Genomic DNA, 12,807 nt, shown 5'->3' with positions numbered 1-12,807 from the left:
GCCTCAAATTTTATTCATTAATGCATGAGAGAGTATGATTAATAACTCTTCTATTGGTTTACTACTTTCATCTAAAATATGGAAGCTCACTTGTCCTTCATTTTTAGCCCAATGAGATAGTTTTTCATTCTCATAATTCGTAATAGTACATGTTTCTGGGCTCGTCTTTTTAATAAAATAATCTTCATTATCATAAGTGAATTTAACCGGTTTGTTCACCAATGTGAACTCTTTCATCTCAATATGAGTACCTCTGTAATTACAATGAATCTCTCTAAAGTTTCTAAAATTTGGAATACATTTAGAAGTAAATATTACATTTTTCTCTAAATCCCTAACGACATAAGAGGTATATATTCCTGCTTGAGGAATAATAATGTCTAATCCTTTAATAAAGGGGTTAGGGTACGATTTACGTATGTATAAATAGGGATTCCCATCGTCATACATCGTTTTCCATCTCGTATCAAAGTAATTGCTGAGTGTATAAGTAATCATCCTTCATCAACCTTCGATTTGTAAATTTTCATTATAAATACATTCCCTATTTTTAGGAAAATAAAAACTAAAATCATAAATTTTTTTAAATTAAATAGATCTAAATAAAATAAAACACTATACGAGATAGTTTAACGAGCGTGGCTATGTCGTCGCATAGAGTTTTAATGTGTAAATGAGTTAGCTAAAAATTTCTCATTAAGTCATACATTTGTAGGTGAGGGTGTGAGGCTTAGGTTTGTCTGAGGTAAGACATCCTGCATGCTAGCTCAACGTTGAATTTATGACTAGTTTTAAATAAAAGGTAGAAAAAAGGGTATATGCTAAAAAGTCAGTAATAAACAAATTGAGGTGGTGAGTATATGTTAGAAACCGATAGACTTTACTTATTAAAACCAGATATTGAGCATCTTGATGCGCTTTTCCAACTACATACGAATAATGAATCAACAAAATACACTCCTAAAGGTATACACGAGAACAAAGATATTACTAAAGGATTTATAAAAGGTTGGAGAAGACATTGGGAAGAAAATGACTTTGGATACTTTATGTTAATAGCCAAAGATACTGGAGAATTAGTAGGGATGAGTGGTTTTGAATACCGCACCATTAATTATCAATTATTCTTAAACTTGTATTATAGACTTTTTCCAAAATATACAGGTGAAGGATTAGCTACTGAAGCAATCGAAATGATATCACGATGGATGAAACAATTTGATGCAGTAACACCAAAACTTATACGAACGAATCAAGTCAATGAATCTTCTATTAAGCTTGCCGAACGTTTAGGATATGAATTAAATGATACGTGGAATAATATTATAAATGATGGGGATCGTTGTTATTTTAAGCAACAGTTAAATGTTCCTTTGTAAATATTTACGTTATTGAGTGAGATAATTTTTATCTCGCTCTTTTTTTATGCGTATTCAAATCATTGTTTAGTAAGCCTGATACATAGATATATGTTTAAACTCATTATTCGTTTGAACTCTTAAAGTGAATATAAAGCGATAGTTTTTTATATTAACATTAAATCAAAATAAAATTAAGATATATTTAATAATATTGTACACCCCATTAATGTTATATTGATTATTGTATGATGATATTAATTTGAGGGATGAGATAATGAGAAAGACTTTATATTTATTTTTTGTTTCTATTGTGTTGATGGTATTCATTTTAGAAGGATGCTCAAAACAGAAAGATTCTCACACTGAAGATAGTGAAAATGAAAATATATATGCAAGTCATCAATCAAAAATGACTAAAGATTGGCAAACATACGATGGTGAAATATACCATATCTTTTATCATCCACTTATTACTGACGCTAAAGTGGCATTTTCGGGGAGCCCACAAGAAGCCAAAGGTAATAACGACTGGATGATTACAGCTAACGAATTTAAAAAATCTCTAGAAGAGTTACATAAAAGAAATTATATTTTAATTGATCCACACGATGCTTATGATTTAAAAGCAAAAACGATAAATAAGAAGAAGTTAAAATTACCTAAAGGTAAAAAACCATTAATACTATCTATCGACGACATGAACTATTATGAGTACATGCGTGGAAAAGGGTATGCCGACAGATTAGTTTTAGATAAAAACAAACATGTTGTATCAGAAACGAAGCAAAAGAATGGCAAAGTAACACATTCTAAAGACGATGATATCGTTCCAATATTAAATGACTTTGTTAAAAAACACCCTGATTTCTCTTTAAATGGACAAAAAGGTGTAGTTGCATTAACAGGATATAATGGCGTTTTAGGATATCGTACAAATGAAACAGATAGTAAGCATTATAAGGACCGTAAAGCTAAAGCAACAGAAGTAGCTGATGCTATGAAAAGAGATGGTTGGACATTTGCCAGTCATTCATATGGACATATTAATTTTGAACAATCATCTTATGAAGGAATTGTTAAAGATACAAAACGTTGGGAGAAAGAAGTGACACCAATTATAGGTAAAACTGATTTATTTATTTTCCCCCATGGTGCACAAGATAGAGATACGCCAGCATATAACTATCTGATTAAAGAAGGTCACTTTAAATATTTGGCTGGAGTAGGACCTAATAACTTTACCGATGTTGAACCAGATAATGTATATCAAGATAGAGTTGCAGTAGATGGTCTGAACTTATACGATTTTAAAGATAAATTAAAGCCTTTTATGAATCCTGAGAAGGTTTATGATAAACAAGATCGCAGTTACTTTAAAGGGAATAAAGATTATCAACAAGAATAAATATTCGTTAATAAGATGAAGTTATGCGAATTATTTACTTTCATAATTTCATTCAGATAATTACTCATAACAAGTAAACAGGCTAAGACATTAACGTTATGTCCTAGCCTGTTTTACATATGCGCGTGTATTCGGTATTTTTGAAAAGTTGAGTAAAACTTGATATAAGTATATGTAAAGTACATAAACTAACAAGAATATTAGAAAAATGAAATCAGGTGATACGATGTTTCGAAGAATACTATATATAACAGGCACGATAGGATTAACATCATTACTTTTAACTTCTCAAAGTTATGCAGTAGAAAAGCCCACACCTCTAGTCAATAAAGAAGAAAATGCTAATATTTCAACTCAATATGAACCTCAATCACTCACGCTCACTACAAAGCAAGGTCAAATTTTATACAATTACAACGAAAATAAAAAAGTAGATCCTGCCTCTTTAACTAAAATGATGACAATGTATTTAACATTGGATGCAGTTAAATCAGGAAAAATACATATGAAAGATAAAATAAAAATCACATCTAAACAAGCGCAATTATCTCAAAAGTCTAACCTTTCTTCGGTACCGTTAAAAGCAGGACAAACATATACTGTTAAAGATATATTGAGCCAAACAGCTTTAGCTTCAAGTAATGCTGCTGCTTTAATTCTAGGCGAAAAGGTATCAGGTTCGACTTCTACTTTTACAGATAAAATGAATCAGCAGGCTAAAACATTTCACATGAAAGACACACACTTTACAAGTCCAGCTGGAGCAGATACTGAGTTGTTAGGATCTAGCGCACCTCAAAAGTATAAGAAACAAGGGAAGACTTCCAGTACGTCTAAAGATATGAATATCATGATGTATCACATGATCAAAGAGCACCCTGAAATACTTAAAACCACACAAAATAAATCAGATACACAAAAAGGACAATCATTTGAATCTACGAATTTATCTTTGAAAGGTCAGCCGAAATATTATAAAGGGACTGACGGACTCAAGACTGGTACGAGTGATTCCGGATATAGTTTAGCTTTAACCAATAAGCAACATGGTTTGAGATTAAATGAGACGATTTTAGATGTTACACCATATCCTAGTGAAACAGCTAAATTAAATCGTAATGAAATTGCGAATGATATGATGAAATATTATCGGAAGCAATATGAATATAAAAAGGTGTTATCTAAAGGTGAACATCAAATTGATGGCAAAAAATACACAGTAAAAAAAGACTTATATGACGTCGTACCTAAACATAAAAAATGGTATATTGCGATTAATGATAAAGGGAATGCTTACGTTCACTATCAACGACATTTTCTAGATGGCGCTTCTTATCCATCGGTAAAAGCTGAAAAGAAAAGTAGTGGCTTATTTGGATGGTTATCGCATTGAATAATGCGATAACTTTTTTATTGATCTACAAAAGCGCTATATTTTATTTATTACTTATGATTGCCAAAAGTGTGGTGCATTGACTATAAGACACTCGATGAACGTTCAACATGATTACGCATAGTGTCCGCACTATAATGAAAATAGCAATACGTGTCTTTAATGCCTTTTAAACTTAATAAAAGGATAGCAAGTTAAAGAAACGTATTGAAAGAGGGCATGAACCTCGGGTTGTTCCTAAAACAAATTCACCCAAAACTAGACGTAAAAAAGCCATACAAGGAAGACCTTGGATGGCTAGACATTAATGATTGAAACCTCTATTATAGTTTCTTCTGAAGATTCATAATCATTCTTGATAAATAGATGAGGGATTGCAAAACTATCTTTATATAGATGTGTTTTCAATCCCTCTCTTTTATGAATATAGTTTAGAACTTCTTTATATTTGTTTCTCTGATACCATTGATTATTTTAACTACCTCTATAGTTAACTCATCAACAGATCGTTCTTGACCTTCTTTAAGCCAAGCATAAATGATACGTAATATACCACCTGCTATAAATTCTTTATAAACTTCTAAATCAATAGTGAAACGTATACCGTGCCTTATGTCGAAATTAACTTGTCTCTCTACACCTTTATAAAGTTGCGTATAGACGATACGTGTCACTTCATCATAATACGATATAGTAAAGATACTTTGAATCGTTTCTCGATTTTCAATTAAAAAATAAAGCGTATCTCTAACGATATTTTCAAAATATGATTTAGGCTGTTTGACTAATAAACTCTCTGAATGAGATTCATGCAAACTATTGGAAAAGTTGGCTAAGACTTGGTTTAATAAATCGTATTTATCACTATAGTGACGATAAAAAGTAGAGCGTCGTACCATAGCACGATCACACAAATCTTGAACTGTAATCTGACTAAAATTTTTAGTTTTAAGTAATTCTAAAAATGAATCCATTAGAGCACGTTGTGTCTTCTTAACACGTAAATCATTGCTATTCATTATTGTTCACCTCATTAATCGGACACTTCAAAATCTGTGTGACTTAAGCGACATTTTTTGTATTTTGGCTACTCAATAAAATTGAAGCCGATGTATAATTATTGTTAGTTAAAGTCTCTGACTTATTAATTAACTAAAGTATAGTTATAGTTTACTACTATTATATGTGATAACAAAATATATAATTTAGTTATACAAATATTTATTCGTAATTAGAGAAGGGTTGTTAAAATATAAGAAGGAGATTTTAAATGATCAAGTCAGTATTCACTTGGCTTTTATGGGAAAGCATTTAATCGAGAGGGAATCATGACGAACATAATTATTCATCATGATTTCCTCTTAATTTTCACCTTTAGTATGATAGTTATGCACGCCATCAAGTAGGGTCACCATTTCTTTAGTTAACTCATTGATCGAACGTTCTTGACCATCTTGAATCCAAGCATACATTGTTCTCAATATTCCCCCGGTTATAAATTCAGCAAGTATTTCTATATCGACATCGAACTCAACGCCGTGCTGTATTTCAAACTGTATTTGTGCTTTCATCCCTTCATATAATTGTTTGAATATAATATCGGTCACTTCATCATAAAGCGCTAATGTTAATACATTTTGAACAATAGACTTATGATTATATAGATATTGTAATGATTCGTGAATGACCTTTTCGAAATGAGCTCTAGGATTCTCAGGGTTTAATGTTGAGAAATGCTTCTCTCTTACTCTGAAAATTAATTTTCGTATTAATAACTTAAGCAAATCGTATTTATCATCAAAACGTCGGTAAAACGTTGAACGTCTTACGAGAGCTTTATCGCACAAATCTTGCACTGTTATTTGATTGAACTCTTTTGTTCTTAAAGTTTCAAATAAAGCATCTAATAGAGCTTTTCTGTTTTTTCTACACGCAAATCTTTACTCTTCATTATACACCTCTAAAAAGAGACATTTTTGATTAAATGTCACATAAGTATCAGATAGCTTAATTTGGATATACATTGTTTGAATTTAAGTTGGTATAATAACTTTTGTAATAATAATTTAATTAACATGTTCAAAGCAATGGTATTACTATGTAAGCCATACTAACTCATTTAATTGGGCTTTGTGGGTTAGTATGTTTTGTGTGGTAATTAGAGTATACTTTTTTATTTTTCTCAAAATCACTTAAACAGCTTAATTGCTGTATCCCTAAATTTTTGTGTATTAATGTAGTCAAGTATCTCTAGTTATTGCGTGTGTAAAGCAAAATGCTGATCGTTATCGATTGGTATTTTGCTTTTTTTGTGGATTTTTAAAAAATGTATCGGTGAAAGTTTTAATATTTATAAGTATTTAATAAATATATGTATAACTACTTTTAGAATAATATATCCAGTAGATTCAAACAAGGCGAATCGTCCCTTTGACCACATATTTCACAGGTTTTTTTAAAATTAATATTTTACTCAAGTGCAGAAGGAATACATCATTATAAAAATGTTCACTTGATGAACGACAATATATTAAACAATAGTAAATTTGAAAAATTTAGATATAGAATAAAATTTTAGCTCGACGTTGATTAGATGATAAATCATCGCCGAGCTTTTTCAGTTAAAGGATATATCTTTTTAAGTGTTTAGCGGTTACTGAATTTTTAATATTTAAAAGTCCCGCAGGCTGACCACTATACAATAGTTGTCCACCTTTATCTCCAGCATAAGGGCCTATATCGATAAACCAGTCAGCTTGTGTCATCATCGTTAAATTATGTTCGATAAGAATAACCGTGTTATGATCGTCAATTAAATGATTGAAGCAATCAATCAGTACAGGTAAATCATCTTCATGAAGCCCCGTCGTTGGTTCATCAAAAATAAAAATATAATCGTGTACATCTTCAGTTAAATAGCGACTTAGTTTAACGCGTTGAATTTCACCGCCTGACAATGTATCTAAAGATTGTCCTAATGTCATATATTGAAGTCCTGTGTTAGCCAACGCTTGAAGCGGACGAGTGATACTGTCTTGACCTTCAAATTGAGAGATGGCTTCACTTACAGTAAGGGCAAGTATATCTGCGATAGAATATCCCTCTACCTTCGCCTGTAATACTTCAGGGCGATATCTTGTGCCACCACACATCTCACACACTTGAGAAAAGTCTGGCATAAATGCGAGTTCGGTCTTAAGTACGCCTTTACCATTACATTCAGGGCAAGCGCCCTCAGAATTATAGCTAAACATACTTTTCTTCATACCAGTATGTTGACTAAAGAAACTTCTTACCTCATCGAAGATATCTAAGTATGTGAGTAAATTAGAGCGATTCGATGCGTGAGGCGGTTTCTGATCGATGAAGATAGCACGTTGCTCTTGTTCAAAGGCTGCTGAGATAAGGGAACTCTTACCTGAGCCAGCCACACCAGTAACTACGGTCATCGCATGTTTTGGTAATTGAGTTGAAATATGATTTAAATTGTTACGTGAAATATTCTCAATATTAAACATGTCATGAGTTGCTCTAGGATGGTCTTTAAGTTGATGTGTTCTGTTTAAAGCTTGACCTGTGCTCGTCTGAGATGTGAGAAGGTCTTGATAACTTCCTTCAAACATAATCTCTCCACCATCTTTGCCTGCATTCGGACCTATATCAATAATGTGGTCAGCCGTTTGAATAACATCAGGGTCGTGTTCAACAACGATCACCGTATTACCTTTTTGTTTAAGTGATTCAATCATGTCATTAATTCTCTGAATATCTTCTGGGTGAAGTCCTACACTCGGTTCATCGATGATGTAAACTAAATCACTTAATGGACTATTTAAATGGCGAATAAGTTTTATCCGTTGAGATTCGCCACCGGAAAGCGTTGTCGTTTCACGAGATAACGTTAGGTAATTCAAACCTATATAGCTTAATGCTTGTAGTTGTTGTTTTAAAGGTTCGATAATCACTTTTGCTGTGTTTGAATCTATTTTTTCTAGAAAATGAACAGCCTCATCAATGGGTAAATCTGTAAATTCAGCAATGTTTAAGCCATTGATTTTACAACTCAACACTTTATCATTAAGCCTTTTACCATGACATGAAGGGCAATCATGCTTAGTAACGACTCGATCAATATCAGCTTTGAAGCGTTTCTTCTCAAAGTTATCATTTAGTAAGAAAGAGCGTCTGAAACGATGAATTAGACCTTCAAATTTAGCTGTTCTAGGCCAATTTGATGGCGGATTCTTCAACTTTGTAGGTTCTGTATATAAAAAAGTATCCAATTCTTCTTTTGTATAATCTTTTAACTTTTTATCATTATCAAATAGACCTGTATAAAGATATCTTTTACCTCGCCAACTATCGGGTCTAAACGACGGGAATTTAATGGCATCTTCATTGAGCGATTTATCAAAATCAAGTAACTCATTTAAATCAATGTCTTCAACATAACCTAATCCTGAACATGTTTCACACATACCTTTCGGATTATTAAATGAGAAAATATCAGAATAACCAACAAAAGGTTCTCCTATTCTTGACCATAACAATCTCACAGAAGCATAAATATCAGAAATAGTTCCTACCGTCGAACGTGAATTACCACCTAGGCGTTTCTGATTAATAATCATTGCAACGGGAAGGTGATTGATTTGATCGACGTCTGGTTTTTCATATTGTGTGAGTTGATGTTGAACATAACTTGAGTATGTTTCATTTAATAGACGTTCAGATTCAGCAGCAATGGTATTAAATACTAGTGAAGACTTACCTGAGCCTGACCGCCCTGTAAATACAATTAATTGATGTTTCGGTATATTAACATCGATATTTTTTAAATTATTTTGTCTAGCGCCTATGATTTCAATTTGTGACATGGAATTCACCTCATTACTTAATACATACCCCAGGTACACTAAAATATTACTACTGTTCAAGTCTATCAATCGTGATATTAAGATTAAAATATTTCTTTAGAAAATACTTATAATTGTCGGACGATACCTCACATTTTTCTTTAGAACTTTGTGAAGTTAACGTAAGACTTTGATGTGTCATCGTCGCACGTCCAAATGACTGTGGTTGTGTGATTAATAGCTGCTTAACAAAGATAGAGTTTGGATTACTCTCGTTATAAATGATTTTATCGCTGAAATCTTGAATTGATTGACGCTCTAAGTAGGCGTGATATAGAGTAGTCCATTTATTATTTTTCAATTTTTGAACATGATAGCAGTCTTCTTTGTCAAAAATTGCGCGAAATTCTCCATTGATATCAGAAATACTCACTGGTTGAGACGGATGTGAAATCGGGATTGCATGTAGAGGTAAGTCACCAAACCCAACGTCTGTCACATAATAAGTATCATTTAAAATTGTGTATAAAGACATATGTGAGCCTTCTAAAGCAACACCGCCATCTGGAGTATGAACTGTTCCAGAAGCTCGATGGACATCAAAACCTTTTTTCTCTAAGTACGTTCCGAACAAGTGGTTCATTTCATAACAGAACCCACCGCGATGTTGGTTTATAACTTTGTCCAATAAATCATTAATATTAACAGAGATAGGAACTTGATTTTGAACGTTAATATTTTCAAACGGAACAGTCATCATATAACGTTCCATATAATAATCTAGCGAGGCTTTATCAATATTGTTATAACGAGAAGAATCAATATTTAAATAGCTTTCAAACTGCGATAGTTCCATATTTCATCCTCCTACAATTTTTATTTTCACACTCATCTCTATTTTAAAAAAGACACCCATTAATATGTAAGTTTATAGGTTTAATCGGCTTTATAATGCTTGATTTAATTGTGTATAATTATTGACAAAACTGCAATTATCTCGTAATATTTGTTTTAAATTAAATTGAAAAGAATAGTGTTTTGATTCTTATATACTTTTTATATAAAGAGTGTGTGAGAAAAATTTTTCATAATAATTGAAAACGCTTTCTGAACGATGGAAAGGATGGTCATTATGGAAGCTATTAAAGCGATATTTAGCAAGATCTTTGAATTATTACCACGCGCAATCGTAAATCTATTTATTTAGAAATACGCTATTGTGGAGTTCATTTTTCAAAAATAAACAAATAGAGAGGTGCTTACTATGAAAACAAGACAAAACAAGTATAGTATTCGTAAATTTAGTGTGGGGGCATCATCCATCTTAATCGCAGCTTTATTATTTATGGGTGGAGGCTCAGCACAAGCGGCCGAACAAAATCAGGAACAGGGAAATCCTGAGAAGGCAACAGCACAATCTATTGGGGATGAAAATGAAGATTCAAATGGGCAACAGGCGACAGAGGATGACGCGTCTCAATCAGCTAAAGAAACTACGTCTGAACAGCCAAATGTTGAAAAAGATAATAGCGAAAATGCTAATGATAATCAAACAAGCTTACATAATGAAAATAATCAAAACACTGAACAACAAGATTCAGAAACTGAAGAACAAAATTCAGCACAAAATACAGAACAAACGAAGTCTACTGAAGAACAAGGTAAAGAGGAACAAACTTCTGCACAAGATGCAACTCAAAATTCAACTAAGTCATCAGATGAACAAGTGGAATCTAGTGAGGATTCACAAGTAGATAATAGTAAAAAGGACGCAAAGCAAGAGGATGCTAACCAAGCGGACTCAAAATCTGAACAAACAGAAGAACAAACGGATGTTCAAACACAACCAACAGAAAAATCTGATGAAGATAAATCAACTCAATCTAAACCAGAAGTGAATCAAAATCAAGAAAGTGAAAAAGATTCATCTGAGACTCAAGATAATCTAAAACAAGACAATCCAAAAACTGAAGATAAAACAGAAGAAGTATCAGATTCACAAAAAGATTCACAAAAAGTCACTCAAAATAACCAACAAAAAGACGACTTATCTTCAGATAAAGAGACAACTCAATCAGACAGAGCAGTAAAAAATCAAGCTAAAGATGAAACTGAAGCTTCTCAAACTGATAAAGATCAAACTCAAACTCAAACTGCGACTGCAACTGCAACAAAACCAAAAGCATCACAACAAGATAAAGAAAATGATGCAGAAGAACAGCAAAAAGTGTCAGCGCAAGACGAAGCAACTTCAGAAGAGACTCCAGCTGAAACAGATAACCACAAAACGCAAGCATTGAGTGTAAGTGACAAAGCAAATCCTAAATCTGAGAAAGATGAATCATCTAACAATGATAAAGATTCTAAAGATGGATTAGGTACGCTTAAGAGTAATGCTGTAGCTACTACAAATAAAAAATCTAAGCAACAAACAACGAAACAACAGAAAGATCAAACAAATAAAGCGGCTAAACAAAGCCAATATAAAAATCATGATCCAATCATCTTAGTTCACGGTTTCAATGGTTTCACTGATGATATCAATCCTTCAGTGCTTGCACATTATTGGGGCGGCGATAAAATGAATATCCGTCAAGATTTAGAAGAGAATGGTTATAAATCTTATGAAGCAAGTATTAGTGCATTTGGTAGTAACTACGATCGCGCAGTTGAACTATATTACTATATTAAAGGTGGCCGTGTAGATTATGGTGCCGCACATGCTGCGAAATATGGTCATAAACGTTACGGTAAAACATATGAAGGTGTATACAAAGATTGGAAACCAGGCCAAAAAGTTCATCTTGTCGGACATAGTATGGGTGGTCAAACAATCCGTCAATTAGAAGAGTTACTAAGAAACGGAAATCCTGAAGAAGTTAAATATCAAAAAGAACATGGTGGCGAAATTTCTCCATTATATAAAGGTAATAATGACAATATGGTTTCTTCAATCACAACTTTAGGTACACCACATAATGGTACGCACGCATCAGATGAATTGGGTAATGAAGCGCTAGTACGTCAAGTTGTGTATGATTTAGGAAGAGCATTCGGTAATAAAAACTCTCGCGTAGACTTTGGATTATCACAATGGGGTCTTAAACAAAAACCAAACGAATCACGTATTGATTATGTGAAGAGAGTTCAAAAATCTAAATTATGGAAATCTAAAGATAATGGTTTCAATGATTTAACTCGTGATGGTGCGACTGACCTTAACCGTAAAACATCATTAAATCCTAATATTGTTTATAAAACATATACAGGTGAATCTACGCATAAAGGTCTATTTGGTAGACAAAAAGCAGATTTAAATCTTTTCTTCCCATTCACGGTAACTGCCAATGTTATTGGTAAAGCTAAAGAGAAAGAATGGAGAGAAAATGACGGTTTAGTATCAGTTATTTCTTCTCAACATCCATTCAATCAAAAATATGTTGAAGCTACAGACCAAAATCAAAAAGGTGTATGGCAAGTGACACCAACTAAACATGACTGGGATCATGTGGACTTTGTTGGACAAGATAGCTCAGATACAGTACGCTCAAGAGAGGAACTACAACAATTCTGGCATGGACTTGCAGATGATTTAGTTCAAAGTGAAAAACTGACATCAACTAAAAAAGCATAACGATGAAACATGAATTTTAAAAATTATTTAAAAAGGAGTGAATCCAATGACAGGTGATGTATTTCAATTAATCGGCTCATTTTTCAAAGTCTTAAAAACATTATTCTCATAATGAGATAACAGCTTTACATAAAGCCTCCCACAGAGATCCAGTTATT

General features: G+C 32.7%; 9 protein-coding genes. 4 read left to right on the top strand and 5 right to left on the bottom strand.

Going from position 1 to position 12,807, the window contains the following annotated elements; all coding sequences use genetic code 11:
• Positions 1-3: 3 nt before the first annotated feature.
• Positions 4-498 (bottom strand): tubby C-terminal domain-like protein, encoded by a 495-nt coding sequence (locus CM54_RS09095; RefSeq protein ID WP_023350936.1) that lies wholly within the window; start codon positions 496-498, stop codon positions 4-6.
• A 362-nt stretch (positions 499-860) separates the two neighbouring features.
• On the opposite strand from CM54_RS09095, the gene CM54_RS09090 reads away from it, so the two are divergent.
• From CM54_RS09090 to pbp4, 3 genes are all read left to right on the top strand, one after another.
• Positions 861-1,379, top strand: a complete 519-nt coding sequence (locus CM54_RS09090) for a GNAT family N-acetyltransferase (protein ID WP_023350937.1) — start codon at positions 861-863, stop codon at positions 1,377-1,379.
• Positions 1,380-1,632: 253 nt separating this feature from the next.
• The gene (locus tag CM54_RS09085) at positions 1,633-2,766 is read left to right on the top strand and encodes a polysaccharide deacetylase family protein (RefSeq protein WP_231469460.1); all 1,134 of its coding nucleotides are present in this window, start codon (positions 1,633-1,635) and stop codon (positions 2,764-2,766) included.
• A gap of 226 nt (positions 2,767-2,992) precedes the next feature.
• Entirely contained in the window at positions 2,993-4,159 is a 1,167-nt protein-coding gene (gene pbp4, locus CM54_RS09080; protein WP_030058870.1) for a penicillin-binding protein PBP4, read from the top strand.
• 431 nt (positions 4,160-4,590) lie between these two features.
• Here pbp4 and CM54_RS09075 read toward each other — a convergent pair whose 3' ends face one another.
• The 4 genes from CM54_RS09075 to CM54_RS09060 form a co-directional block, all read right to left on the bottom strand.
• Complete coding sequence (locus tag CM54_RS09075) at positions 4,591-5,178, bottom strand: TetR/AcrR family transcriptional regulator (RefSeq protein WP_002435036.1); 588 nt, start codon at positions 5,176-5,178, stop codon at positions 4,591-4,593.
• 342 nt (positions 5,179-5,520) lie between these two features.
• On the bottom strand, positions 5,521-6,015 hold the full coding sequence (locus CM54_RS09070; protein ID WP_231469439.1) for a TetR/AcrR family transcriptional regulator: 495 nt from the start codon (positions 6,013-6,015) through the stop codon (positions 5,521-5,523).
• Positions 6,016-6,780: 765 nt separating this feature from the next.
• Positions 6,781-9,036 carry an ATP-binding cassette domain-containing protein gene (locus CM54_RS09065; RefSeq protein ID WP_030058872.1) on the bottom strand — a complete coding sequence of 752 codons (2,256 nt, stop codon included), beginning with the start codon at positions 9,034-9,036 and terminating at the stop codon, positions 6,781-6,783.
• A 49-nt stretch (positions 9,037-9,085) separates the two neighbouring features.
• A complete protein-coding gene (locus CM54_RS09060; protein WP_030058874.1) occupies positions 9,086-9,871 on the bottom strand; it encodes an arylamine N-acetyltransferase in 786 nt (261 codons plus the stop codon).
• A gap of 408 nt (positions 9,872-10,279) precedes the next feature.
• Here CM54_RS09060 and lip point away from each other — a divergent pair, with 408 nt between their 5' ends.
• Positions 10,280-12,649 (top strand): YSIRK-targeted triacylglycerol lipase, encoded by a 2,370-nt coding sequence (lip, locus tag CM54_RS09055; RefSeq protein ID WP_037550705.1) that lies wholly within the window; start codon positions 10,280-10,282, stop codon positions 12,647-12,649.
• The last annotated feature ends 158 nt before the right edge of the window (positions 12,650-12,807 follow it).

This window comes from Staphylococcus sp. TE8 (genome assembly GCF_000692055.1).
GTDB classification, from domain to species: domain Bacteria; phylum Bacillota; class Bacilli; order Staphylococcales; family Staphylococcaceae; genus Staphylococcus; species Staphylococcus capitis.
Note: the sequence above shows the minus strand (reverse complement) of the source record. Positions and strands in the feature narration are given on the sequence as shown.

Excerpts from the sequence above, each read along its gene's own strand:
- CM54_RS09090 (WP_023350937.1), top strand. The coding sequence starts at position 861 with ATGTTAGAAACCGATAGACTTTACTTATTAAAACCAGATATTGAGCAT.
- CM54_RS09075 (WP_002435036.1), bottom strand. The coding sequence starts at position 5,178 with ATGAATAGCAATGATTTACGTGTTAAGAAGACACAACGTGCTCTAATG.
- CM54_RS09095 (WP_023350936.1), bottom strand. The coding sequence starts at position 498 with ATGATTACTTATACACTCAGCAATTACTTTGATACGAGATGGAAAACG.
- lip (WP_037550705.1), top strand. The coding sequence starts at position 10,280 with ATGAAAACAAGACAAAACAAGTATAGTATTCGTAAATTTAGTGTGGGG.
- CM54_RS09065 (WP_030058872.1), bottom strand. The coding sequence starts at position 9,036 with ATGTCACAAATTGAAATCATAGGCGCTAGACAAAATAATTTAAAAAAT.
- pbp4 (WP_030058870.1), top strand. The coding sequence starts at position 2,993 with ATGTTTCGAAGAATACTATATATAACAGGCACGATAGGATTAACATCA.
- CM54_RS09060 (WP_030058874.1), bottom strand. The coding sequence starts at position 9,871 with ATGGAACTATCGCAGTTTGAAAGCTATTTAAATATTGATTCTTCTCGT.